Here is a 26,052-nt window from a genome sequence, read left to right as displayed (position 1 = left end):
GCAGAGAATGGTAGGCAAACGTTGTCAGCTATAATAGAGTTAAAGAGTAATGACATCATCGTATAGGAGTGGTTGATCAGATGGAACTAATGAAACAATGGCGGGAGCACTTTAAACAGTTACGGGCTTTTGATGAGGCAATCTCGCTTCTTTACTGGGACATGCGGACTCAAATGCCGGAACAGTCGGCACCGCTTCGTGCAGAAACAATCGGATACTTATCGACGGAGGCGTTCAAACGTCAGACGAGCGAATCGTTTAAGTCGCTTTTGAACGATGCGGGGAGTGCTGAGGGCTTGTCTTCTGCTGAGCGGCGATCAGTCGAGGTGGCGAAAACGCAGTTCGAGCGGAATGCCAAAATTCCTCATGACGAGTATCAGGCGTATGTGACCCTCGTCTCCGAATCGGAAACGGCGTGGGAAAAAGCGAAAGAGCAGGACGACTGGGACATGTTCGCGCCGTATTTGAAGAAGATCGTCAGCTTCCAGCAAAAATTTGCAGATTACTTCGGATACGAGAAACACCCTTATGACGCCTTGCTCTATGATTACGAGCCAGGGATGACCGTCGAGCAATTGGATGAGCTGTTCCTCGCTTTACGGGAGGAGCTGGTTCCTCTCATCCAACAGCTGCCGAAAGAGACCCATTCGATCGATTGGTCGATGCCGGCCGAGGTTCAAAAACAAATTTGCCATGACTGGATGAACGTCGTCGACTATGATTTGACACGTGGCCGTCTCGACGCGACCGTGCACCCGTTCGAGATCACGATCAACCGTCGTGACGTGCGCATCACGACAAAGTACGACGAACAGGATTGCCGCAACGCCCTGTTCGGCACGATGCATGAAGCGGGACACGCCACATATGAACAGCAGATTGCCCCGGAGTTGGATGAACTCGGTCTCGGTGGCGGGGCATCAATGGGCATCCATGAGTCCCAGTCCCTTTTCTTTGAGAACTTTATCGGTAGAAGTGTCGCGTTCCTCGAGCGTGTCTACCCGAAACTACAGGAAGTCCATCCACCATACACATCAATCGACTTTGACACGTTCTATGCCGGTGTCAACGAGGCGAAGCCATCCTTGATTCGAATCGAGGCGGACGAATTGACCTACAGTTTACACATCATCATCCGCTATGAACTCGAAAAGGCATTGATTCAAGGAAATCTTTCAGTCGATGACCTGCCGGAAGCGTGGAATGAAAAATATAAAGAGTATTTAGGACTCGATGTGCCGAGTAATGCGAAAGGTGTTCTTCAGGACGTCCATTGGGCAGGCGGTTCGTTCGGGTACTTCCCGAGTTATGCGCTCGGTTTGATCTATGCGGCGCAGCTCACGGAAAAAATGCGGGCCGACCTCCCGAATTTTGAGGAACTCGTCTCTAAGGGTGACTTCGCCCCAATCAAACAATGGCTGGAGCAGCAGGTTCACCGCCACGGCAAGCGATTGACGCCGAATGAATTGATTGAACAAGTGACAGGGGAAGCCATCTCGGTCAAACCGTTGATCCGTTACTTGAGTGAAAAATACACCGGAGCTCGGGCATGAAACTGTTCGCACATCGTGGAGTGATGGCGCAAAAGCCTGAAAATACGATGTCATCTTTCCGGCTCGCGCTTGATGCTTCGGCGGACGGGATCGAAACCGATGTCCATATGACCCGGGACGGAGAACTCGTCTTGATCCATGATGAACACCTCGAGCGGACGACCGATGGTACGGGGATGGTTCACCACCAGACCCTCCAGGAGCTGAGACAATATAATGCGGGCGTCCGTTTCGGGTTGGACGAGCAAATCCCCACATTAGACGAACTGCTCGAGCTCATCAAAGATGGTCAAACGCTCTTGAACTTAGAGATCAAGACCGACCGGTGCCGCTACCCCGGGATCGAGGAAAAAGTGATTGAACGGCTCAGCATGTTTTCAATCGATTTGGACCGCGTCATCTTCTCGTCGTTCAACCACAACACAATCCACCGACTGAAACAACTCGAACCGAGGATCGAATGCGCCCTCCTGTTAGCGCAACCTCTGTTTGATTTGCCACGATATATGCAGATGGTCGGGGCCGACTCGGTACATCCCCATGTCGATGTCTTGACCGACGAAGACATCCTGCACTTACAGTCCATTGGCATTCGTGTCAGACCGTATACTGTGAAACAATCCGGACAGCTCCAACGTTTTGAGCGGCTCGGGGTCGACGCGGTATTCGTCAACGATGTGCAATGGGCAACCCATGTTTTGACCCCGTAGACAAATTACGGGGTTTTTATTTTGGGGCGAGAGGGAAGTGTCAATTGTGTGAAGGAAAGCGTTTCCAATGTCACAGCACATTGCGGACACACCCTCACCTTTACGTCGTCGAACCGTTGTCTTAAGTTTAAGATGTCACCAGGCTACATAGCACTCAGATGTAGCACACCATGTAGCATTGCATCACACTTATCGTATGCAAATCGTTTGGTTTCCAAGGTCAAAAAGGAGGAAATTTCACATGAAGAAGTTGATGTCTTTACTTGGTACACTTGCACTGGCTTTCGCGTTTATCTTACCGGTTAGTGCCGATGGTCATGAGAACGCAATGGTCCGTGTGCTACATGCTTCACCTGATGCACCGGCGGTCGACGTGTATGTGGATGGGGAAGTCGCGGTCGAAGGGGCAGAGTTTAAAGACCTTACCGACTACTTGACGCTTCCTGCAGGAGATTACAACGTTGAGATCAAGCCAGCAGGTGATGCTGAAACAGTCGTTGTCGCAGCAGACCTCTCAATCGAGGCTGGCAAGTTTTATACAGCAGCCGCGATCGGGCAGCTCGAAAATATCGAGATTGCGGCAATGGAAGACGATGCGAACTTTGAAGATGGAAAATCTAAAGTCCGCGTCGCACACTTCTCACCTGACGCACCAGCCGTAGACGTTGCGCCTAAAGGCGGGGACGCACTCTTCTCGAACCTTGAGTTCAAAGGGGTGAGCGACTACGGAACATTGGACGCTGGCACGTATGACCTCGAAATCCGCCCAGCCGGTTCGATGGATGTCGTGAAAGCGCTCGACGGTGTCGCACTTGAAGGTGGCATGAACTATACAGCATTCGCAATCGGATTGCTTGAAGGCGAGCCGGCGTTTGAAGTCCTTCTCGCCGCGGACGGCGGGGAAATGGCAATGGCACCTGAAACAGGTCAAGGTGGACTCGCTCAAACGGCTTCAATGAACTGGTTGTTCGCTGCAGCGGTAGTTGGAGCGGCAGCGGCTGGCTTCTACGTCTTTCGTCGTCAAAAGCAAGACGCTTAAGCTGATCTTTGTCGGAACACTCACGTTCCTCGCATTCGGTACAGTCGTCGATGCACCGGACAAATCATTCGTCCTTCCGACGGTCGATTTTGCGCAACCCGAAGTATTGAGCGCGAAACCGGTCGACCGTCAATCCTTCTACTCCGAACGCTTCATCCCGGCTCAGTTGTCGATCCCCTCGATCGGAGTCGAGACCGTGATTGAAGCCGTCGGAATAGACGAGCAAGGACGAATGGGCACACCGGACCGAATCGATCAGGTCGGTTGGTATCAGTTCGGGGCGAAGGCTGGAGCCACTGGGAATGTCGTCTTGTCAGGACATCTTGATGATTTGAATGGACCCGCCATCTTTGCGGACTTGGCAAGTATCCGACCCGGAGACGTGGTGACACTCCGTAACGGTGAACAGAGCGCAAACTATGAGACGGTTTCAATCAAGCAGTACCGGCTGAACGACATGCCGCTTGCTTCAATCTTTGCGGCGACCCAGTCCAAGCGTCTTCAACTCATCACATGTGCCGGACCATACGACCCGCAAGAAGGGTATCGGGACCGTGTCGTTGTCACAGCGCAACTTATTGAATAGTTTAAGGCGCAGGCATCTCAGGATGCCTGCGCTTTTTGTACTAAAAAAGGACCGGAACGAATCCCGTTCCGGTCCTTTTAGAGCTATCCGCAATTAAGCGTCCATGCGATCTAGTAATTTTGAAAGTAAAATAAGTTCGTCATCCGAAAAATCTTCGAACACATCCATCAAGTACTCGATCTTCATGCTTTCTAACGTTTCGAACAGTTCACGTCCTTCGTCCGTGGCTTGAAGTTCCACGACACGGCGGTCACGTTCACTCCGTTCGCGCGAGATCAATCCTTTTTTCGTCAACTCATCAGCGAGTGCTGTGATCATCGAAGCGGAAAATTGAAACTCATTCGATAGCGCAGAGGCGATTTGAGGACTTTGTTGACAGAGCGAACGAAGAATGAAGAATTCGTTTCGCGTCAAGTACTGGGAGAACATCGAACGGAGATTTTTTTTGACTCCGCGATAGTTCATGCGAATTCCACGCTCGGCATCAGCGACTAACTGGCGGCGTGAAGCGGTTTCTACTGGTGTTGTCATCCTCGAAGCTACCTCCTACATCAATATTATTCATATATACTTCAGAACATAAAAACATTTTACATTAAAAACATGTTGTCTGTAAAGTTATGTTGGTTCTTCGCGGACACGCAATTCTTGCAGGACCTCGTCATAGTGTTTCAGGTCCGGATAGAAACGTCGGAAAAAGAACTCGATCTGTTGATCGTCGCCTTCGATAAGAAGTTTTGCCAATACAGCATAGACGACGCCCATCCCTTGTCGCGGTAAAAGTGACGATGGAAGAAGAGAGGCGCATTTTTTTGCATGGTCGAAATAAAGCGTGAGTGTGTCGTTCAAGTCTTTGAACGTCCGGATCTCAGCATAATGGAACATCCGTGTCAGTTCGACGATGGTCGACAAATCGGTCTCGAGGAGCCAATCACTCTGGAAGATGGCGTGGTCAAGTTTCTCGACGGTCTGGTCGTTCGCAATATAATAGTTCAGGTTGTCCCGGGTGATGGTGACGGTCTCAGGGGAGTCGACGATTTGTTCCACCGTCTCCTGCTCGAACGTCCGCAACTGTTTCCGTATATTGACGAACTCAGAATCGGCGATTTCAAGGAGACCGGCGACCCGACTGAAACTTCGTTTGATCTCGGGAGGGACCGCGTTCGGATTTTTGTACCCCAGGTCGTGTTCGATTTCCGCCCACGCGTGCTGCAGGATCGAACGGACTTGGATCTCCGCCTCTTTTTCTTCGAATCGGCGATATTCGCCTAGGGCGAGGCGTCGTTCGTTCAGCCCGACGACATAGTGGACAGACAAATAGCCGAACTCGTTCGCATCGAGAAGCGTCGACTTGTCGATCGACTGCTCCCGGTCGATTGAGAATTCGTCTTCTAATATTTGAGCGACCGCCCGGACGTCATCGTGAAAGTAGGTAACGATCCGGATTCCGGCCAAATCCTGGACATCCCGGAGCGATCGGTACTGGTATGGTTTTCGAGAAAGCTTCGCGTAGAGACTCTCCGCCTCTTTCGCTCGTGCGACGATGGAATGGAACTGGATTCCGGCCTCGGTGAGTAACTCACTCAACAATGATTTAAGTTTTGCGGCAAATGCTTCATAGTCCTCTTTTTCATTCAGATACTCGAGCATGATGGCGTTCATATCCTGTTTCGGCACGGGTCATCCCTCCTCTTCGATGCTCTCATTATACCATCTCAGAGAGTCGGGAAAGGGCGAAAACCGATGAGCGGACACACATCTGAGAAAAAAATGTCACAATAATGAAATTTAACGTTTAGACTCTCACTTTACGGGAATAATATTACCATTCTACTGTTCGAAAGCGGACGTCTAGGAGGAAGAATGAATGTTAGAGACAAGAATCGTACATGACATGACTTCGGTGGACCATGAAGTACAAGAGATGGTATCGGGAGGATGTGTCAATGAACATATCTACTTATTTGCGAGCGACGATGAATTAACGATTCGATTGGCGGCCGAGACCGGGGTGCAACCTTATCGAATCCCTGAAAAAGGATTGTTTGAGTCATTGTTATCGAAGTTCACGAGCAATTCACATGACCGGATCGAACAGATGGAAAGCCTTGGCTTGACGAAACAAATGATCGATTCTTTGGAACATGAGATTCAGGACGGAAAAATCGTACTCGTCTGCGATAAATAAAGGGAAAAGGACCGAAGCGAATCGGTCCTTTTTTCTATTTGGTGTGATAATAAGCGTCCACGATGCGTCGCAACGAGTGACGGTCGAGCTGGAGCGGACGGTATCCGGCATCGGCGAGCAATTGTTTCGTGTTCGGGTCATGGAAGGTGATATCCCGATTCAAATAAGGATTGAACACCTTCACCATGTCATTGAACGATTGTTCGACTTTACTCAGTGAAGAAGCCGGGGTCTCGGTGATCGTCAGATGAGGGAACGAGAGCGCCTCCTTCATGTAGTCGAGCATCACGTCATTCGTAGGCGGGGTATCGTTCGTGACATTGTAAATCGTGTTCGGTTTCGCATGCTCGACTGCGGCGAGCAGGACATCTGCGACATAATCGACAGGAACGAGGTTTGAGGTACCGGTTGCCGAACCGATCAATCGGATGGATTCATCCAGTCCGCCTCTGCGCTCCATTTTTCGTTTGAACAGTTCAAGGGCACGCATGTATCCGTACATCGTGAATTTCGAGTCGGCCTCGCCGGTCTTTGAGTCGCCGACGATGATCGCCGGTCGGAAAATGGAGACATCGAGTTCATGCCGCGCCTCCCAGACGACACGCTCGGCATGCGCCTTGCTCTCTTCATACGGATTGAGGAACGGCTGGTTCACATCGTATAAAGACTCCCCGCCGACTTCATTCGCCCCAAGGGTGTAGGCCGTACTCACGTGGAAGAACCGGGGGCAAGCGAGTGATTTCGCCAAGGCGAGCGCCTCTTTCGTTCCTGTCAAATTGGTTTCAAACAGTTCGTCCCGCAGCGACTCGTCGAATTTGACGAGGGCGGCCATATGCAGCACCAGATCGACTTTTCCTTTGTTCGACTCGATGAACGATTCATCCGCTCCGAGCATCGGGGCCGTCAAATCTCCTTGTAAGACACGGATCGACCGTCTTTCTGTTTCCGTGAACATCGCATTCACTTTTTCAGTTGAACGTGCCAACACACTCAACGTGTGACCTTTGGCGATGAGCTCGCGTGCCAGCCTTCCTCCTAAGAATCCAGTCGCACCAGTCATAAAAATATACAAATCATTCTCCCTCTTTCTTTCAATCTGTCCCTATCATAACAACTGACGGGGAATGAAGCCACTGTTGCCCATTTGTTAAAAAACGCATGTTTAAAAAAAACACAGGTCGGTTATGACTTATAGAGAAGCGTACGATTGGTGCGTATCGACAGATCAGACTGTCAAATAAATTAAGTGAGGTAATGTAGGATCATGGCAAATCTATTCGGAAGTGACAAGGACGTCTTGGAAAAGAAGCAACAAGAAATTGAGAAAGCGGTCAAAGAAAAAGAAATCACCCAAATCCATCTCTATTTCTCAGATGTACTCGGTGATTTGAAACTCTTGACGCTTTCGTCAAAACTGTTGCAGGAAGTGTTCGAAGGGAAGACGATGTTCGACGGGTCGTCAATCGCTGGATTTTCTTCCATCAAGAATTCCGACTTGTTCTTACGACCGGACTTGAATCGTCCTCGTTATGAGAAGGACGGGGAAGAGAACATTTTGGCCTTCTTCTGTGACGTGTGCACACCAGAAGGAGATCGTTATGAATTTGACCCGCGCAATGTGTTGAAAGATGCGCTCGAACGTGCGGCGCGTGACGGGTATTCCGTCTTCGTCGGAGCCGAGCCGGAGTTTTTCGTCTTTGATGAAAATGGAGAGTTTTATGATGAGGCCGGCTACTTCTCGACCCGCTCAGAAGACAAAGGATATGCGGTCCGTCAACATATCGCCAACCGTTTGAGTGACGTCGGGTTTGAAATCGAGGCCGTACACCACGAAGTCGCACCGGCGCAGCATGAGATCGGGATCAAATATGACGATGCGCTCCATACAGCGGACAACATCCAATTCTTTAAAGAAGTGGTCAAAATCGCCGCTCAAGAAAAAGATGCGAGCGTGTCCTTCCTGCCGAAACCACGTCGTGACGTGAACGGGTCAGGGATGCACTTGAACATCTCGGTATGGAAAAACGACGAATCCGGTAAACCGACGTCGAACGCATTCGATGAGCCGGAAGCCGACTACGGTCTCTCGAAGACGGCGCGTCATTTCATTGAAGGGATTTTAAAACATGCCCGTGCGACAGCCATCTTCACGAACCCGCACCCAGAATCCTATGAACGGCTCGTCCCAGGCTTCGAAGCACCGGTCAACATTTGCTGGAGTCCATCGAACCGAAGCTCCATGATCCGGATCCCGGCTTCGCGTGGAAGTGCGACGCGTGTCGAGGTACGTAACCCGGACCCGAGTGCGAACCCTTATTTGGCGCTCGCGGCACTCATCTATGCAGGTCTCGAAGGGATCGAGCAGCAAATCGAGCCGTCCGCACCGAACGAGGATGACTTGTTCGAGTACTCGGCCAAACAGATCGAGGACCAGGGCATCGGTTCGCTCCCGGCGACGTTCCATGAGTCGATTCAATCACTGAAGAAGGACAACTTCCATGATTACTTCAATCACAACATGGTCGACCGTTATCTGTCGCTCATCCAAGTCCGTAAATAAGACACCATGAAAAAAACGTCAGCCTCGATTTTGAGGCTGACGTTTTTGTGATTAATGGATCCCGCGCATATATTCTTTGATTTTTGGAGCGAGGGCGAACAAGATCAAACTGAGTACGATGGCCGCACCCCCGATGATACCGAAGTAAAGCATCTCGTTCTCCGGCGTGTAGAATTTGACGAGCTGGGCGTTGATCCCTTGTGCCGCAGCGTTCGACAAGAACCAGAGTGACATCGTCTGTGCCGAGAAGGCGGCAGGTGCCAGCTTCGTCGTGGCCGACAATCCGACCGGGGACAAGCTAAGTTCACCTAGTACGACAATGAAGTAACTGAGTACGAGCCAGAGTGGATTGACGAGTGTGTCCGGTCCACCGAAATAGGCCGGGAGCAAGATGACCAGGAAGCTGATTCCGGCAAACAAGATCCCGAATGCGAACTTTGTCGGGATGCTCGGTTCACGGTCTCCGAGTCGCACCCACATCCAGGCGAAGACTGGAGCAAGCAGGATGATGAAGAGCGGGTTGAGCGATTGGAACCAAGCCGGTGACAAGGTGAAGCCGAAGAAATCGAGGTCTGTCCGTTTATCCGCATAGTTGGCCAGGATGGTCGCGCCTTGCTCTTGGATCGCCCAGAACATGACCGATGCGATAAAGAGCGGGATATAGGCGATGATCCGGGAACGTTCGACTTCTGTCGTTTTCGGGCTGCGATACATGATGATGAAGTATGCCGTCGGAATGGCAATCCCGAATACACCGACCAACGTGATGAACGTGTCGATCGTGAACCAACCTAATGGAATGAGGACTGCCAACAAGAGGGCAATCCCGAGCGTGACGAGAGTGACGACTTTGATCGCTGTTTTCTTCTCATCCGCTGATAACGGGTTCGGGACGTATGCACCCGCTAGGCCGAGGTTCGTTTTTCTCGTCAGGACGAAAACGACGAGTCCGAGGAACATCCCGACTGCGGCAAGGGCGAAGCCCCAATGGAAGCCGTAGCTCTTTTGGACGGAGCCGACGATGAGAGGCGAGATGAATGCCCCGAGGTTGATCCCCATATAGAAGATGCTGAACCCGGCGTCACGGCGCCGGTCCGTCTCACTGTACATGTCGCCGACGATGCTCGATACGTTCGGTTTCAATAAACCTGTCCCGATGACAATGAGTGCCATTGACATGAACAAGAAGACGACACTGCCCGGGATGGACAAGACGATATGTCCCAGCATGATGAAGAATCCGCCATAAAAGACGGCACGAGATGTCCCGAATACCCGGTCCGCGAGCCATCCCCCAATGACGCCGGACATGTAGACGAGTGCCCCGTAGACGGACATGATCGAGAGGGCGACGTTTTGATCGAGTCCGAGCCCGCCATCCGATACCTCATAGTACATATAGAATACGAGGATTGCCCGCATCCCATAGTATGAGAACCGCTCCCAAAATTCAGTGAAGAATAACGTGAACAACCCTTTCGGTTGTCCTAAAAAACCTTTCTGTGGAACGCTGTCCACAATTGTCTGTTTATCGATCCTTTCCATGAAAGATCCCTCCTTAACCGTTTTATCATAAAAAAGGAAGTATACGATTGTAAAGTAGTATTGAAAGATAATTTCAATTTTTAATGTTCTTGAAAAGAAGTAAAAGACCACACGAGCTTGAGAAGCATGGCGTGTGGTCAAGAGTTGTGCGTTATGCCGTTTGTCGTTTTTGTTCTGCCGCTTTGACGCGGCGACCGAGCTGCCAATAGATCAATCCGGACAGACAGCTTGCCCCGCCGACGAGCATCAACGCGATGTGACCGGCTTTATGGTCAAAGAAGAGACTAGCCATGAGCGGGGCGGTCACGCCTCCGATGAGCCATTGGATACTGGCGGCACCGTTGTAGGCCCCGCGCATATTCTCTGGCGCGATCAACGCGATAAAGGTCTGCTGAACAGGTGACATGATCATCTCACCGAGTGTATAGAACGCATAGACCGCCATCAAGATTCCGACAAGGATCAAGTACGGGGTCTGAATCGAATACAGGAATCTCGGGACGAGGGCGAGAAGGATCATTCCGACACCGAAGATCGTCGCGCCGGCGAGCATGACTTTCCCGAACGGTTTGTTTCCCAATTTTGATGCGATCGGGAACTGGAACAATACGACCATGATTCCATTCAAAGCGAGCATATACGGGAACGGGTTCTCCTGATTCGAGTAGGTCGGTAGCGACTCTTTCAAGAAGAGCGGTAACATGCTCTCGACGAGCGAGAATCCCATTGATATGAATATACCCGCAAAGATAAAGACGAGAAACACATGATCGTTATAGAATACGCGAAGGACGTCCCGGTTTGAAGGAGAACCCTCATCCGACACTTCCGGGACACTCTCGTGAATAAACTTCCCAAGGACCATCGCATAGAGAACGAAAGCGACTGCCGCGGCAAAGAAGATGTATTGACGATCGATGAACAACACGGCGCTTCCGAGAAGCGGACCGAACGCGGCACCAATGTTGTGCCCCATCCGCAACAAGCCGAACGCTTCGTTCATCTGTTCAGGTTCCGTCACGTCTGCGACCATGGCACTCGCTGCCGGGTGGAAGAGAGAGTTCGTGAGCCCAAGCATCGCATTCAGCAACAAGAGCGGCCAAAACGTATCGGCGAATGCGAAACCGACCAAAGCGGTGGCGTCGCCCAAGATGGCAATCATCATGATCGGCTTACGTCCGTAAAGGTCAGCTAGTCGGCCACCAAGAATCGAGCCAATCAAAGCCATGATCGGGCCGGTCGCCATGATGATTCCGACTTGGACGTAGCTGTCGAGTTTATCACTGTAATATAAGACGAGGAACGGGGCGATCATAAACATCATGATTCCCGTGATGGTCTCTCCGAAAAAGCGAATCCAAATGTTTCGGTCGAGCCGTTTTAAAGTTTGGAACATATTTTTCACCTGCTTCATGTTTTTGTCATGCAAAAAGGACGTCATATGCATCAAGGCATACGACGTCCCACGTTGTCGATGTTTCTGCATGCCCAGTCAGGCAGGCGTCATCTATAGTCCAGATGAAGAGGCGCCCGCCAATCCGTATGATGTTGGATGAATCGAACCGAAGATACGACTGACATGGAAACCTCTCCTTTCTTTTATGATTAGAATCTTCATTTCAACTGTATGACACAGTGATTGAATATGTCAACAAATTGTTACAACGTTTATAACAGATCGTTCAAGTTCTTTTCGTTCAGGCGGAAATCGATGAGCCGCGTCATGACAACTTGGATCATGGCGGTGATCGGCACACTGATGAACATGCCGACGAGACCGAACAGACTTCCTCCGATGATGATGGAGGTGATGACCCAAAACGGAGTGATGCCGACGCTGTCGCCTAAAATCTTCGGTCCGAGCCAGAGCCCGTCAAACTGTTGCAATAAAAAGATGAACAACAGGACAAGAAGGGCCGTGAACGGGTCATAGAAATAGGTGATGATGAAAGCCGGGATCATCCCGAGAAGCGGCCCGACGTACGGGATAAAGTTCAGCACCCCGATGATCACCCCGAGTAACAGGGCATAAGGCGCACCGATCACGAGGAGTCCGGCGACCGCCAAGACCCCGATGATGAGGCAGTCGAGAGACTTTCCGATGATATAGCGCTTGAAGATGTAGTCCATTTCCTGAAAGATATCAATCGACGTCTTCGCCGTCGCAACCGGTAGACTCGCGTAAAGAAGTCGCTTGAACATGCGGGAGAACACTTCTTTGTCTTTCAACAAATAGATGGAGATGACGATCCCGATCAAGAAATTGATGAGCGTCATCGTCAAACTCGATACGTAACCGACCGAAGACAAGACAGCCGTCTCGAGCCATCCGGAATAACGTTCCTCAAAACGGTTGATATCAAGTGCCTCCGCAATCGTTTCATTATAATCCTTCAGGTACGTATTCACGTCCCCTAAGAAGACATCGATTTGGCGAATATAGACGGGTAGTTCTTCAACAAGCGAGACCGTGCTCGCGTAGATTCTCGGGAAAAGTGTGACGATCGAGACGACCAGGATGCCGATAAACGTGATGTACACGATCAAAAGGCTCTGATAGCGCTTGAGCCGAAACTTCTCCTCGAGATACGACAAGACCGTATTCAACAGGAGCGCGATGGCGATCCCCATGATGACCGGGGTCAATAATTGAAATGTATAGTGTAGGACACGGGAAATCGTGTCCGGTTCACTGATCACTCGCCAGAGGACGAGTAAGATTAATCCGATGACACTAAGTCTCCAAATAAGTTGACGATTGAGCTCCAATGATCTATCCCCTCATACGTTAAGTTTTCTGTTAAATCTTCACTTCTAACTATGAATGTTTTTGTTACAGGTTTCAATAGCTGTCTCATCCAACGGAAAGAAGAAAAAAGAGCGCTGCGCAGGCAGGGCTCTTGTCATTGGTTCAATAATCGTTTCAATTCGGCGATCCGGTCGTGTCTCGGGATGAACGTCCGAATCTCCTTTTCACTGAATCCGACCTGGATCCGGTAATGATCGAACACGATCGGGCTTTTTAAGATTTGCGGGTTCGACGACACGAAGCTATAAAGTTCGCGAAGGGACATCTCGTCTAATTTTTCAGCGGCTTGTTTGTACACACTTTTTTGAACGGACAACAGATCGGTCGTCCCGTTCTCGGTCAGACTCAACATTTCTTTGAAGTCTGTGAACGAGAGGCCCTGGTCTGTCAATTTCTTTTCAATGAACGGAATGTTCTGTTCACGCAACCAATCAATCGTCTTTCTGGAGGAACTGCAGCTCGTATGGGTGAATACGGTGACTGTCACGGCAATCACATCTCCTTTATGGTCAGTTTGGTTCTCTTTATTGTCTCTCTTTTGTACGGGTCGTGAGCGAATTATGTTTCAAATCACACATACTTTTTATCTTCCTGTCTGATTTGAATAATCATTGTACGGGTACACCATGAGAGAGACATCTTATAAGGAGGTTCTAGCATGTTTGACTATACGGTCCAGAGCAACAAATCAGTTGATGAAGTCGTGAACAGTCTGGGAGAAACGTTGAAACAGGAATCGTTCGGTGTGTTATGGGACTTTGACCTGAGTGCGACCTTGGAGAAAAAAGGACAGGCAATCGACCAGGAGTACCGCATCCTGGAAGTGTGTAATCCGAAAGCGGCCAAAGAAGTGCTGTCGCATCAACTTGAAGCAGGATATTTCCTCCCTTGCAAGATTGCGGTCTTCTCGAAAGATGGACAGACACATATCGGCATGCCGAGACCGACGAAACTGATCAGCCTGATCGAAGATGAGTCACTCCAGGCGATTGCCTCGGACGTAGAAGCCAGTCTCCATCGGGCAATCGACAGCAGCCGTTAAACCATTTCCCGCTCATAAAAAGAGCGGGATTTTTTTGTATGCACAAGTAATTAAATGGTAAAATTGGATGTGTAGTTTAAAGGAGGGGAAATTTTGAAACGACTAGCTTTCGTTTTGTTAAGCATCGCGGGCTTGCTCGGAGCATGCGGAAAAGATGACGTCGAGGTATTGCATCTGGAGACGAACGCGTCACATTGGAGCACAGAAAAATTGACCGGAATGGGTGACACGGTTGCGAGTGAGCATGCGACGGAGCTGATGACAATGTGCCAAGGGGAAAGGACGACTGAGTTGAAAGGGGATTTAGTCATCTATGACTCGATGGTTATGAATCGTCGCCCAATCACCTTATCGAGTGACGCCTATATGTATCGAATTGTTTCTTTCGTTGAAGGGGATGAGCCGTACGTTCTTTGCCGAGAACAGATATCGAATCAATTTGTCGCGGAAGCCATTGAAGAGATCCCGAGCTTCATTGATACAAGTCAAAGCATTGAATTGAGCCGGACGCCAATCATTCAGTATCCGACAGACGAGGAGATCGAGCAGTTCCTGCTCTCGGATGGCCTGAAAGATTTTGGACTAGACGTGAAGCCGTCCAGCGGTTCGATCTTGAACATATCACCTGCCTATTACGGGGTCCTTGACTTCGAGTTGGGTGGTAAACCGATCAAAAGTCACCTGCAGGTGTACGAACCGGTCAGTGTGATGCTGAAAGATCAACAGCTTGCGATCGCGTATGACCCGAAATCCAGCCGCGCTTTCCTGTTAGCGTCTTACAATCACGAATATGTTTTTGGGAATCCGATTGGCTTTATCGAAGAAGAACATTCTGACATCACAAATGAACTTCTCTTTCATGATCTGTCCATTAAGCAGATCGCACCAGTTGGTCCGCTCGACCCTGGTGTGTCCACCCCGCTCTATGAATTTACATACACCGAAAAGGGTGAGCGTGTGACGAAGACCCTTTCGGCGACGTTCCGCGAAGGTGAATTCGTGAAGAACGGGGAGGAGCCCCGAAACATGTTCGAGAATCTCTTACCAAACATCTATGATGGACCGATGATTTACATCCATAAGAAACCGTATGACCCGGAAACCCCGCTCAATCAACCTGATATCCTCCATGCAAAAGAAGAGGAGGTCGAGGAGCTCCTTTCCTCGATCGAATCGGCCAAACCCATCGAGCGGACCGGTGAAGAGGGAACATATCGATACCTCACCATCATCGATGGAGTGAAGGAACAAGTATTTGACGTGTCGTACAAACAGCGGTCGAAAAAATTGGATATTTACCTGACCGATCCAAAACGAAACGAGTCCTTCAAATTATCAAGTGAGGCGGCAGAAGCATTACGATCCGCCTTCCCTAAAATAAATGAAAAGGAATGAGGCTTTTTGAAACGATTCGCATTAGCCTGCTTGACCGTCACCACGCTGCTCGGCGCTTGCGGGAATGAAGAAATCGATGTGGTGGATCTGAAATATATCCCGTCACATTGGGAATTGTTTGGCGTTGACCAATCTGATCAGGAGTCCGTGGAGGGAATATTGAACGCGTGTGTCGGCGAACGTGCGGTCGAGATAAAAGACGATTTCAAAGTTTACGGTACTGTTACCGCAACGAAACTTCCTTTTGCAGCAAATGATGTCTCAATGAAGGAACGTACCATCTCGTACATCGAAAGTGACGAAAAGTACGTCGTCTGCCGTGACCGTTCCGATGTCCGATACGTCGCGGATAAAGTCGACCACTTCCCGGAATTTATTGAGTCGAATGAGCGGCTCGAGTTGTCCTGGCTCCCGTCGATCGAAATGCCGACAGAGGAAGAACTGGAAGAATTACGATCCGCTCCCGCCTTCACGGAAGATGAGATTGGATTCATGTGGGTTGAGCAGTCGCTGTTGAACATCAAGCTCCCTGCTTACGGCTTTCTCGAACTGAAATTAGGGGAGAGACAGTTGACGTACCAGCTCCCTTTGTTCGAACCGGTCTATGGAGCGGGAAATGAGATCGACCTGACTGTCGGAATTCACGGGAAGACAAATCGCGCCTTCGTGTTTCATACATTCGGGAACGCTTCATCGTACATCGGCAATCCGATCGAGTTTTATGACCGGGAGGACAATGAACCGACCCGCTTTAATCGTTTGCAAATCAAACGGGTCGCATCACCCGAAACGCTCGACCCCGGGGTGGCGACACCGCTCTATGAGTTCACGTATGACCAAGCCGGGGAGCGCGTGACCGAGGTCTTCACGATGACGTTCCACGAAGGGGAGTTTAAAGCAGAGGGAACGGAGATGAGTGGTTTTATTCAATCTGAACACATGGCGATCAATGAATCGATGATTTACGTACATAAAGACCGATATGAGGCAGGAGGAAAGATTGCGTATCCGAATGTCCTTCAACCGGATGCGGATGAAGTAGAGGCGCTATGGAAAGCAATCGAATCGGCAGAACCGGTTGAGCGGTCAGGAGACGAGACGACCTATCGATATGTGACGTTGACCGATGGCTACAAGGACCAGCAGTTCGAGCTCTCATTCAAACAGCGCTCTAAAAAGCTCGACATCTACCTGACCGACCCGGAGCATGAGCAGACGTACAAACTGAGTAGCGAGGGAGCGGAAAAATTCATAGCCGCCTTCCCGAAAGTAAAGGACTGATCGCATGATGATAAGAAATCAAACACGAAATCGGGTCATCGGGCTCACATGCGCAGCGATACTCCTGACGAGCGGTTGCGTGAAGAAAGACATCCCTGTCGTCGCGCTCGAGGATATGACCTATTCATGGACCGTCGAAAAAATCACTGACGATTTGGAGACAGTCAAGCTCTCTAACGCCGATGCGGTAATCGATGCCTGTACCGGCGAGCGAACGACCGAGTTGGGAGGGGATTTTACGGTTTACAATCCATTTCTGGCGCATGGGTCGTACAACATGCCCGAGGGTGGATACCATCATATCAAGGTAGTGAGCTACGTAAAAGGAAAGGAATTCTATGTCCTTTGCCAGGATGAGACGACATACAATCTGGTCGCGGAGACGATTGATGAGATCCCTGAATTTGTAGACCTTGCTTCCGGTAAAAAAATGACGAATCACCCGAGTCTGGACACTGTTTCGGATTCCGTACGGGAAACATTTTTTGAGCTGAAGGATCAATATGATTCGACGGGTCAATCCATTTTGATTTTAGAGGACTCACTCATTCAGCTGACTCCTTCCTTGTATGGAAGCATCGGATTCAGTCTAGGCGAACAGGGGATGGAAATCCAACTAATCGATTTCACACCATTTAGCACGGATATCGACCATATCGGCTTGGCACTCGGATATGATGAGGAGACGGAACAGGCCTATCTCCTGCTGTCATATGGAGACCGGTATTTCAATTCTGCACCGCTCGAGATTTTTTCGAGGGCGGATTTGATGCAAACGATTCCTTATATATACCTGTCTGCGAAACCTGTGTTCACAAAGGATGTGCTAGAACCTCACGTTCAAACACCAGTCTACGAAATCAGCTACGAACAAGATGGGCAACCCGTCACAGAAGAGATCCGATTGACATATCGACCAGGTGTTTTCGAAGAAGGTCAGGCTGATCGTCCAGCTGAACAGGTGCCTACATACAAAGATGAAGGACCCCTTCTTTACCTTCACACCAAACCATTCGATGATGAGAGTCCGATTCGTGATTCGGAAATGATGCGCGCAGCGGGAACTGATGTGAACGCCTTGTTAGAGGCAATCAGCCATGCTAAACCCGTCAGTCGTGCCGGAGATGAGCAGGAATATCGTTACTTGACGATATTTGAAGGGATGAAGTCGCAGGAGTTCGAGGTGTCGTATAAACAGCGCTCCAAAAAGCTTGATATCTACCTGACCGACGCCAAGCGGGAACAGACGTTCAAGCTGACGAGTGAAGGCGCGGAGACGTTTCTGTCCTACTTCCCGGAGGTGAGACCATGAGCTCGGCAAATCGGAACTGGACTCGCGTAGTAGCACTTCTTACGGTTCTAACATTTTGGATCTCGGGGTGTGGGAAGGAAGACATGCCCGTCGTCCAATTGAAATATTTAGAGACAGATTGGACCATCCTCAACCCGATCGGTTTGAATGGTGAAGCCGATGACTCTGTAAAAGTAAGCTCGATCCTTGAGGCTTGTAGAGGACCAGAGGAAGAGTTGAGTGGCGATTTAACGGTATATGATACATTTGTTGCCTATCGCCGATCAATGACTGCCTTTGAGGAGCGAGATACGTTCAAATCGGTCTCATATTTTAAGGGAGATCATAACTATGTCATTTGCCAAGATGAAGCGTCGGTTTCTCCTGTAGTCAGGGTTGTAGATGAATTTCCCGAATTTGTTGATGTGACTGCCGGAGTGCCCATAAATACCTTTCCGACCATCGAACATTCCTCAGATAAAGTCGAGGGGTATGAGCCTGTCGATCAGCTCGGCAATCCAATCAGAATAATAGAAGGCAGCACGTTCCAACTACAACCAGGTATCTTGGGTGAAATCGAATTGAAGCTCGGCGCAAAAACAATGCTTCAGCCTTTCATAGTATTTGATCCGATGAGCGCGAGGTATATGAAAGACGTTCGTTTTTCAATCGGTTATTCGGACAGTACTGAACAAGCCTACATCGTTCTTTCTTTCGGAGAAGGACATTATAGTTCTGAACTGCTTCACTTTTTTGATGAGACTCAATCGAACGCTTACGAAACAACGTTCGTAAGCTTAGATGTTAAACCAATTGTTGACGACGAGATCCTTCAGTTGGATACTCCTGTTCGTGTCTATACGTTCACCTATATTGAAGACGGAGAACAAGTATCGGAAGACTTGTCATTTACTTTTTATCCAACAACAGATGGAGACCACGATTCACGATTGAGTGACGCACACGAAAGAGAGGATCAACAAGCGGATATTTATCTCCATAAGATGCCGTACGATGGGGAAACGCCATTGAATTATCCGGATGCCGTGCGTGCAGCCGGAATTGATTTTGACGACTTACTAAATGCGATCAAAACCGCGAGACCGGTTAAGCGTCCGGGTGACACGGGTGTGTACCGATATTTGACGATCAATCAAGGATTGAAAGGGCAAGTGTTCGAGGTGTCGTATAAACAACGATCCAAAAAGCTCGACATCTATTTGACTGACGCCAAGCGGGAGTTGACGTTCAAGCTGACGAGCGAGGGAGCGGAGACGTTTCTTTCTTACTTCCCTGAACTGAAAAAGGATTGACGAAACAGCCGAGTGACGTAGACCGTCATTCGGCTGTTTGGATGTGGAGCGTATGTCCGTTTTCTTTCAACCAATTCATCACCTCGGTCGTCGCCGGGTAGACCGACCTGAGCGTAGACCAAAAGGACTTCGAGTGGTCGAAGTGGACGAGGTGTGTCCACTCATGGGCGATGACGTAATCCATGACGTATACCGGGGCGAGCATGAGTCGGACGTTGATCGAGATGTTGCCCTGTGAGCTGCAAGAGCCCCAACGCGATTTTTGATGTCCGATGCGGATTCGTTTTGCTTCTACACCGAGCAACCGCTCATAATACGGGGCGCGATCTTTCACATACTCAAGTGCGCGTTCACGCAGCCAGCGTTCATACGCTAAGAAGAGGTCGGACTTACTCCATTGTTCGGGGCAATAGAACGCCTCCCCGTCGAAGCCGAACGTCGTCCTCCCATCACGGACGAGCGGGAAGGATTCGCCACGGTACAGAAAGGTATTCTCCGGTTGTACTTCACGTCTCGGTAACGATTTCAGCTGTTCCTGAATCCAGTCGGCATGGTCTGATAAGATGACGTCGATGATTCGCTTTGGCAATCGCGCCGGAACCCGAAGTTCGATGCCATCCGGGGTCACGAAAAAGGCGGCACGTTTCCTGCGTTTGTTACGAATGATGTTGACCGACATGATCCACCTCCACGTAGTTTCTCGGTCGAGTATATCGAAGTTGATGGAATTCCGCCACGGTTTTCCGTAACGGTGCCAGACATTTTTGGTACAGTAGGAATAGGAGGGATGAAGATGAAATCGATTCTACAGCAAACACTTGAACGAAAAGGGACAGATTCTGTGAAATGGGACGGGTTGGAGCGGTGGTTCCATCTGTCAGAGGACGTGTTGCCTCTATGGGTGGCCGATATCGACATCCGGACGGCTCCATCCATCTCAGAAGCCCTTGCGAGTAAAGCCGCATCGGGGGAATTTGGCTATACGTTGTTCTCACGGGAAGCGCAGTCAGCGGTCAGTTCGTGGTACGGACGTCGTCACGGACTTGACGTCGACCCGACACACGTCCTGTTTTCAAGCGGTGTCGTCCCGGGACTGACACATATCGTCGAGGCGTTGACCGCTGTCGGGGACGGGGTCGTCATCCAATCACCGGTCTATCCGCCGTTCCATGAGCTCGTCACCGGGTCGAAGCGTGAACTGTTCGATGCACCGCTAAAAATCGTTGAAGGACGTTATGAGATGGACTTTGACGCTTTAGAGGATGCGATGCGCCATGCGAAGATGTTCCTGCTTTGTTCTCCACACAACCCGGTCGGTCGGGTCTGGACGGAAGAAGAGCTTTCTCGAGTCGTCGAGCTGGCGAACAAACATGACGTCATCATCGTCGCCGACGAGATCCATGCGGATTTGACCTATCCGTCGTTCGAGCATACCGCCATCAACAAACTGGATCCGAACGTCATCACCGTGAGCGCCCCGTCAAAGGCGTTCAATATCGCCGGCCTGTTCGCTTCATACATCATCTGTCCGGAAGAGTCGTGGCGTAAACGAATCATCAAGGTACAGAACAAACATCATGTGTTACCGACGCCTTTCGCCAACACGGCAATCATCGCCGCCTATACGGACCCGCGCGCGGAGCGGTGGCTTCAACAGCTGACTACAGAACTTGAAGAACAGATGGCTGCCATCATTGAACGGATCCAAACGGAGCTCCCGATGTTGACGGTTTACCGACCGGAGGCGAGCTACTTACTTTGGATCGACTTTTCTTCCATCCCGCTCTCGTCAGAAGAACGGAAGAAGTGGTTACATGACGAGGTCCGTCTGTTCTTGTCCCCGGGTACCCCTTTTGGTGAGTCGGGAGATGACTTTGAGCGCATGAATATCGGGACGAGACGGGAGTTGCTGGATGAGGCGATCGAGCGGCTCGTCAGTCAAACAAAACGAAACGCGTTTGTGTGATTCGAGAAACGGGAAAAATTCACAGAGAGACGATGAATGAAAGTGAGTGAACAAGATGGAGACGATCAACTGGAAAAAGAAGATGGAGGAACAACTGAGGCGGAACGGATTTACGCTTCAAGTGGAAAACATGTCAAATATTCAAATGACGGAGATTTATGCGGATTCGTCTCCATTGATTTCCTATCCACTCCGTGTTCGTTTATATGAACGGATGGGTTGGCTCATGTGTACGGTCGACTCTCCATCGATCGACCGCAGTGAGGACCACCCGCTGTATGAGCGGATGGTGACCGCCGTCTTTGAGCGGATCGTCCGCCATCTCTATAACGGTTACGGTTTCCACCTCTTGACGTTTATCGGGGACACCGGTAACTACATCGCACCGAAGGATTCAGAAACGGGGGAGGTCGTCCGTCTGCTCGCCCATTTATGGAATGACCGCTCTTATCTCCATTTAGATACGTACGAAGAATTCCCGGCCTTATACATCACGCCTCCATGGGCCCATCAAGCCTATGCAGTCGAAAGTACGGACGAGGAATGGGTCATTTATGCGGGCCGGACCGGTCGTCCATCGACCGATTATCGGGCTGACGGGACGGAACTCCGTGCGCACCGCTTGTCCGAAGGGGAGTTGTTCTTCCCGATCGACCGGATCTCGAAGCAAAAGGGGACGTTGGCGTTATCCGAATGGCTCCGTCTGGAACGGCGTGAAGTCGAAGATTTCATGATGTCCTTCATGGAAACGATTCGCCGCTTCGACCCGGCTTTCGGCTTTGCGTGGGGAGGGACGGAGACGTTCTTCCATGGTGTACCGGTCGAGCCGTATGCTCAAGTACTGCGTGTCGAGAGCGGAAAACGTCGCTATCGCGTGATGAACAACACGTCGAACCGTCTCTTCGCGGTGGCGGATGACCCGAATGACTGTCTGAAGGAAGTGAGCCGGACGCTCAGTACGGTATCCTTGCCTGACGATCGGGTGTCGGCACTCGGTCAGCTCGTCATGGGCGTATGGCAACAATTCGAGTCCGATGAGTCGACCTACATCCAGGAAGTCGCGTATCGGGACGTCTCCATGTTCCAAATCGAGGAACGAATCGGCCATGCCCTGTCGAACCAGCAACGGATTCGTTGGTTGGAGAAGAATGATCCGCATCAGGCCGTGATCGAATACGCCCACTTTCGGATCACCTTCCCGAAACGTCCGCCTGGCATCGTCACCGTCGAACCCGTTGAGTCTTTCGATGAAAGAGGTGTGTTATGAGAATCATTGATGCCCGCGCCATGTCTTTCGGTCATGAAGATGTCATCGCCGTCACCGACTCATCCGTCTATTTTCGAGAGAAGCATGGCAATACGCGTTTTTCACTTTATCGGTACGACGAGGAGGATGGGGCAGTCACGAAGTTGAATCAACGGCCGTACGAAGACTTTGGGTACACGAAATTATTCATTCATGAGGACCACCTATACTTTTTGAACGAGACGCCGGACGGGAACGGGATCGTGAAAACCGAATTGATCGACTTTGACTATAAGGCGGGACGTGAGGAACGATTGGCCACATTCGAGAAACGGGGGAACAGTACACTGTTCTGGGTGCTCGAGGACCGCTATTTCGTCTTTCTGACATCATTCGAGACGACCGACGAGGCTTGGTTGTTTGATGTGGTGACCGGACAACGGGAGCGGATCCGTGATGAGCGGCTCGTCGGAAAGACAGACCGTTTCCGTGAACTCTATTTATTCACGGCCGACTTTAAAGGAGAGCCTTACCTCGTCTGTAATGCGCGACTCGATGAGTTCGATTACTATGAGGCGTTGGAATCGGGTAAGATCTCGCCTGATGACGCCGTCGACCATTCAGAGGCGATTCTCATTTGTCCGCTCCGTGAAGCGATCGAATCGATTTGGGAGCAACAAGAAGAACTGCCGTTCGATGATTTGATCCGGCTGCATGGGGAAGGGGACACGGTCCAGTATTTGGGTGAAACGAACGGCATCCTCCGCTTCTCCGCCTTTATCGATGAGATGAACGAAGAAACGATCTACGATTTGACCGCCCCGGACATCCTGCACGAAGTAGGCGTCGTCGATTGGGGGGCGCTCGAACCGATCGACTTCACGTATGATGATGTCAGTTCGACCATTTTCATCAAGATCGATGAGACGGACGAGCATACTGAAGTCATTGACGTGACGACCGGTGCCCGTTTCATCGATCGTGAGCCGTTCGAACGCGTCCTCGACGAGCGGTATTTGATCCATGAATATACCGACGGGATGATGAGTGGCGTCTCGGTCTATGACACGGAAAAGAAAGAGCGATTCCATTTTGAGAATGCTTACTATACAGTGATTGACGAGGCGATCGTCATTTTGTCGATGAGCCCATAATCATGAAAAAACCGTCTCCTAAATAGTGGAGACGGTTATCTATTATTAATTGGTTTACATAACATATTATCGTAAACCATGTAACGCTTGCCGTTTTCGTTCATCGCCGATATGGGCATAAACTTGTGTCGTTGCGACCGATTCATGCCCGAGCAGTTGTTGGATGGTCAACACATCGACACCGCTCATCGCCAGTCGGGAGGCGAACGTGTGACGCAGTTTATGGGGAGTCACTTGTTTATGTGCTAGAAACGGAAGGGTCGGTTTGAGTCGGTCGATATGACCCTTCAGCATATGCTGAACCGTTCGGACCGAGATTCGTCTCCCTTTGTCATTCTGAAAGAGCGCTCCCTCCCCGTTCTGTTGTAAAGCCTGCAACAGCAAGGGTTTGAGCGGTTCGGCGATCGGGATGATTCGCTCCTTGTTGCCTTTCCCGATGATCCGGATGGTTTCGGTCTCGAAATCGATGTCCGTCCAATCGAGACCGACGAGCTCCGAGACGCGCATCCCTGTCAGGCCGAGCAATTGAATGATCAGGAAGTCCCGTTCCCGGTTCAGCTCGTACCAGCTCGCCTCGCGCTCCGTCATGCCGACGTTGCTGCGGACGAGGGTAGAGAAGTCGAGCCATTCTGACTCTGTCAGATAGACGGGGTTCCGCTTCCCCCGTTTCGGACGTTCGACCGCCTGGAACGGGTTATGGGTCGCCTGATTCGTCTCGATCAAATAGTTGAACAGGGATTGGAGCGTCGATAATTTCCGGTTGATGACACTCGGGGCGTTGTCGAGTTCCAGTGCCAGATACGTGGCGTAGGCATCCGCTCCGGAGTGATCGAATTGAACGAATTCTTCGACCGTGATCGCCTCCGGTTCGATCTCTGACTCACTCGCCCGTTCGACCCACCGGAAGAAGTCCAACATGTCATAGACGTAGCGTTGGGCGGTCTGTTTTGAGTAATGTTTCGCCGCCAAGTGGTGGATGTATTGTTGGATGAAAAGGGGGAGACGATGGAGGCTGTTCAGCTCAAATCGTTTCGATGTGGTTTGTTTTGGTGCTTGGCCGAGTTGGCGGAATAGACTCAAAGGGATCCCTCCTTGGTTTAGTAATTATGAGAAGACGACCTGGTTCTTACCTGCCCGTTTTCCCGCGCGGAGTCGATCGTCCGCTTCTTTGACGACAAGATCGAGTGGTTCGAAGGCATGACGATAGGATACGCCGAACGTCATCGTGACGTGGAGTGCTTCTCCTTCATAAGAGAAGGTGTGCGACTCGATTTGACGTCGGATGTGTTCTATTGTCAGAAAAACCTCCTGTTCATTCTTTTTGCAAAGGAATAAGAGGAATTCCTCTCCGCCCCAACGGACCGCGATCCCGTCTATTTTCGTAAGGAGTTGTGCGACTTGTTGCAACACGACGTCCCCGCAATCGTGTCCATGATGTTCGTTGAACGACTTGAAATGGTCGATGTCTGCCAGGATGACGGCATACGGCTCATCTTGTTTTGCCGCTTGGGCAATGGCCAAAGAGACGCGGTTGTTTCCGGTCACGCGGTTCATCAGGCCGGTCAGACCGTCCGTCGAGGCGATTGTCTGCAACGAGTCGTTCGTCTGTTCGAGTTCATTCGTCACTTCGACGACTGCCCTGTCAAAGATGAGGGACAGACCGGCGATCAATAGCAAGGTGGATAGAATACAGAACAATCCGAGAGTCTGCTCGACGACCGGGGGCAACGATGTGACCCCTTCCGTTGCGAACAAGTACAACAAGCTATAGATGACGACCGCGAGCCCGATCGTATAGAGGCGATGCCTTCTCGCGAGGTTCGGGATAAAGAAGACGCCATAGGCCATCATCAGGATGAAATAGTGCATGTTCACATCCCAACCGATGATGATGGTGGAGATGATCGCATTATAGACGACCTCGATGAATAAACCCGTGAAGAAAATACCGTACCAGCGTTTATGTACAAAATAAAAAGAGAGTGAGTAATAAAGGACACTCGCTAAATTCGATAGAGCGAGGATTGTAATATCGAGCCGCCAAAATAAGACGAAGAACAGGACGTGGAGACCTAAAGCCATCACATTTCCGAAAAAAGTGATGCGGTCATTATATAAGGTGCCACGGCGTTCTTCATAGGTTGTACCCATGTGACCACCTCCTCTTTTTAGTATAGCGAAAAAGGAGTGATTTTCCTATTCGAGCTCTGAAAAAGAAGTCAATTCCCCCAATAAAACCGTCCTTATATTTGCGTGAAATAGATATTTCACGCAACGTACATGAAATGTGGTTTTGCATCGGTTTTGAACCTTATACATCACGATAAAATATTACGCAATAGAAAATGGTTTACATAATTAATTATAGTAAACC

The 26,052-nt window shown here is 50.2% G+C and carries 24 protein-coding genes; 14 read left to right on the top strand and 10 right to left on the bottom strand.

Features of this window, described 5'->3' with window-relative positions; all coding sequences use genetic code 11:
• Positions 1-80: 80 nt before the first annotated feature.
• From KNP03_RS00455 to KNP03_RS00440, 4 genes are all read left to right on the top strand, one after another.
• Positions 81-1,553, top strand: a complete 1,473-nt coding sequence (locus KNP03_RS00455) for a carboxypeptidase M32 (RefSeq protein WP_214823786.1) — start codon at positions 81-83, stop codon at positions 1,551-1,553.
• Positions 1,550-2,263: a glycerophosphodiester phosphodiesterase gene (locus KNP03_RS00450; protein WP_214823784.1), complete on the top strand. Its 714-nt coding sequence runs from the start codon at positions 1,550-1,552 to the stop codon at positions 2,261-2,263. The genes KNP03_RS00455 and KNP03_RS00450 overlap by 4 nt, the downstream gene beginning before the upstream one ends.
• Before the next feature lie 241 nt (positions 2,264-2,504).
• Positions 2,505-3,302 (top strand): DUF4397 domain-containing protein, encoded by a 798-nt coding sequence (locus KNP03_RS00445; RefSeq protein ID WP_214823783.1) that lies wholly within the window; start codon positions 2,505-2,507, stop codon positions 3,300-3,302.
• Complete coding sequence (locus KNP03_RS00440; RefSeq protein ID WP_240544394.1) at positions 3,247-3,888, top strand: class F sortase; 642 nt, start codon at positions 3,247-3,249, stop codon at positions 3,886-3,888. The genes KNP03_RS00445 and KNP03_RS00440 overlap by 56 nt, the downstream gene beginning before the upstream one ends.
• Before the next feature lie 93 nt (positions 3,889-3,981).
• Here KNP03_RS00440 and KNP03_RS00435 read toward each other — a convergent pair whose 3' ends face one another.
• Both KNP03_RS00435 and KNP03_RS00430 read right to left on the bottom strand, forming a co-directional pair.
• Entirely contained in the window at positions 3,982-4,419 is a 438-nt protein-coding gene (locus KNP03_RS00435) for a MarR family winged helix-turn-helix transcriptional regulator (protein WP_214823781.1), read from the bottom strand.
• 87 nt (positions 4,420-4,506) lie between these two features.
• Positions 4,507-5,565, bottom strand: a complete 1,059-nt coding sequence (locus tag KNP03_RS00430; protein WP_338082693.1) for a GTP pyrophosphokinase — start codon at positions 5,563-5,565, stop codon at positions 4,507-4,509.
• A gap of 190 nt (positions 5,566-5,755) precedes the next feature.
• Between KNP03_RS00430 and KNP03_RS00425 the strand changes: the two genes are divergently transcribed.
• Complete coding sequence (locus KNP03_RS00425; RefSeq protein ID WP_214823779.1) at positions 5,756-6,076, top strand: YflT domain-containing protein; 321 nt, start codon at positions 5,756-5,758, stop codon at positions 6,074-6,076.
• 34 nt (positions 6,077-6,110) lie between these two features.
• Here KNP03_RS00425 and KNP03_RS00420 read toward each other — a convergent pair whose 3' ends face one another.
• The gene (locus KNP03_RS00420; RefSeq protein WP_214823777.1) at positions 6,111-7,148 is read right to left on the bottom strand and encodes an SDR family NAD(P)-dependent oxidoreductase; all 1,038 of its coding nucleotides are present in this window, start codon (positions 7,146-7,148) and stop codon (positions 6,111-6,113) included.
• 192 nt (positions 7,149-7,340) lie between these two features.
• On the opposite strand from KNP03_RS00420, the gene KNP03_RS00415 reads away from it, so the two are divergent.
• Positions 7,341-8,636 (top strand): glutamine synthetase family protein, encoded by a 1,296-nt coding sequence (locus KNP03_RS00415; RefSeq protein ID WP_214823775.1) that lies wholly within the window; start codon positions 7,341-7,343, stop codon positions 8,634-8,636.
• A 51-nt stretch (positions 8,637-8,687) separates the two neighbouring features.
• Here KNP03_RS00415 and KNP03_RS00410 read toward each other — a convergent pair whose 3' ends face one another.
• The 4 genes from KNP03_RS00410 to KNP03_RS00395 form a co-directional block, all read right to left on the bottom strand.
• A complete protein-coding gene (locus tag KNP03_RS00410) occupies positions 8,688-10,181 on the bottom strand; it encodes a peptide MFS transporter (RefSeq protein WP_214823773.1) in 1,494 nt (497 codons plus the stop codon).
• Between the two features lie 151 nt (positions 10,182-10,332).
• Positions 10,333-11,577 carry an MDR family MFS transporter gene (locus KNP03_RS00405; protein ID WP_240544393.1) on the bottom strand — a complete coding sequence of 415 codons (1,245 nt, stop codon included), beginning with the start codon at positions 11,575-11,577 and terminating at the stop codon, positions 10,333-10,335.
• 272 nt (positions 11,578-11,849) lie between these two features.
• A complete protein-coding gene (locus tag KNP03_RS00400; RefSeq protein ID WP_214823771.1) occupies positions 11,850-12,950 on the bottom strand; it encodes an AI-2E family transporter in 1,101 nt (366 codons plus the stop codon).
• A gap of 134 nt (positions 12,951-13,084) precedes the next feature.
• Positions 13,085-13,477, bottom strand: a complete 393-nt coding sequence (locus KNP03_RS00395; protein ID WP_214823769.1) for a Spx/MgsR family RNA polymerase-binding regulatory protein — start codon at positions 13,475-13,477, stop codon at positions 13,085-13,087.
• A gap of 171 nt (positions 13,478-13,648) precedes the next feature.
• Between KNP03_RS00395 and KNP03_RS00390 the strand changes: the two genes are divergently transcribed.
• The 5 genes from KNP03_RS00390 (at position 13,649) to KNP03_RS00370 (ending at position 19,312) form a co-directional block, all read left to right on the top strand.
• The gene (locus KNP03_RS00390) at positions 13,649-14,032 is read left to right on the top strand and encodes a DUF302 domain-containing protein (protein WP_214823767.1); all 384 of its coding nucleotides are present in this window, start codon (positions 13,649-13,651) and stop codon (positions 14,030-14,032) included.
• Between the two features lie 93 nt (positions 14,033-14,125).
• Positions 14,126-15,427 carry a hypothetical protein gene (locus KNP03_RS00385; RefSeq protein WP_214823765.1) on the top strand — a complete coding sequence of 434 codons (1,302 nt, stop codon included), beginning with the start codon at positions 14,126-14,128 and terminating at the stop codon, positions 15,425-15,427.
• A gap of 6 nt (positions 15,428-15,433) precedes the next feature.
• On the top strand, positions 15,434-16,708 hold the full coding sequence (locus KNP03_RS00380) for a hypothetical protein (RefSeq protein ID WP_214823763.1): 1,275 nt from the start codon (positions 15,434-15,436) through the stop codon (positions 16,706-16,708).
• Positions 16,709-16,715: 7 nt separating this feature from the next.
• Positions 16,716-18,020, top strand: coding sequence for a hypothetical protein (locus KNP03_RS00375; RefSeq protein ID WP_214823761.1), 1,305 nt, complete (start codon positions 16,716-16,718; stop codon positions 18,018-18,020).
• Complete coding sequence (locus KNP03_RS00370) at positions 18,017-19,312, top strand: hypothetical protein (RefSeq protein ID WP_214823751.1); 1,296 nt, start codon at positions 18,017-18,019, stop codon at positions 19,310-19,312. Before KNP03_RS00375 ends, KNP03_RS00370 begins: the two co-directional genes overlap by 4 nt.
• Positions 19,313-19,337: 25 nt before the next feature.
• Here the strand turns inward: KNP03_RS00370 and KNP03_RS00365 are convergent, their stop codons facing one another.
• The gene (locus KNP03_RS00365; protein ID WP_214823750.1) at positions 19,338-19,991 is read right to left on the bottom strand and encodes a M48 family metallopeptidase; all 654 of its coding nucleotides are present in this window, start codon (positions 19,989-19,991) and stop codon (positions 19,338-19,340) included.
• Positions 19,992-20,105: 114 nt separating this feature from the next.
• Between KNP03_RS00365 and KNP03_RS00360 the strand changes: the two genes are divergently transcribed.
• Genes KNP03_RS00360 through KNP03_RS00350 form a run of 3 tightly spaced genes read left to right on the top strand, consistent with a single transcriptional unit; the run spans position 20,106 to position 23,678 of the window.
• Complete coding sequence (locus tag KNP03_RS00360; RefSeq protein WP_214823749.1) at positions 20,106-21,278, top strand: MalY/PatB family protein; 1,173 nt, start codon at positions 20,106-20,108, stop codon at positions 21,276-21,278.
• 55 nt (positions 21,279-21,333) lie between these two features.
• Positions 21,334-22,545 (top strand): hypothetical protein, encoded by a 1,212-nt coding sequence (locus KNP03_RS00355; protein ID WP_214823748.1) that lies wholly within the window; start codon positions 21,334-21,336, stop codon positions 22,543-22,545.
• Positions 22,542-23,678, top strand: a complete 1,137-nt coding sequence (locus KNP03_RS00350) for a hypothetical protein (protein WP_214823747.1) — start codon at positions 22,542-22,544, stop codon at positions 23,676-23,678. The genes KNP03_RS00355 and KNP03_RS00350 overlap by 4 nt, the downstream gene beginning before the upstream one ends.
• A gap of 66 nt (positions 23,679-23,744) precedes the next feature.
• On the opposite strand, the gene KNP03_RS00345 is transcribed toward KNP03_RS00350, so the two are convergent.
• On the bottom strand, positions 23,745-24,758 hold the full coding sequence (locus KNP03_RS00345; protein ID WP_214823746.1) for a tyrosine-type recombinase/integrase: 1,014 nt from the start codon (positions 24,756-24,758) through the stop codon (positions 23,745-23,747).
• A gap of 24 nt (positions 24,759-24,782) precedes the next feature.
• Entirely contained in the window at positions 24,783-25,829 is a 1,047-nt protein-coding gene (locus KNP03_RS00340; protein ID WP_214823745.1) for a GGDEF domain-containing protein, read from the bottom strand.
• Positions 25,830-26,052 lie beyond the last annotated feature (223 nt).

It is taken from the genome of Exiguobacterium algae (assembly GCF_018617875.1).
Taxonomy (GTDB): Bacteria; Bacillota; Bacilli; order Exiguobacteriales; family Exiguobacteriaceae; genus Exiguobacterium; species Exiguobacterium algae.
Note: the sequence above shows the minus strand (reverse complement) of the source record. Positions and strands in the feature narration are given on the sequence as shown.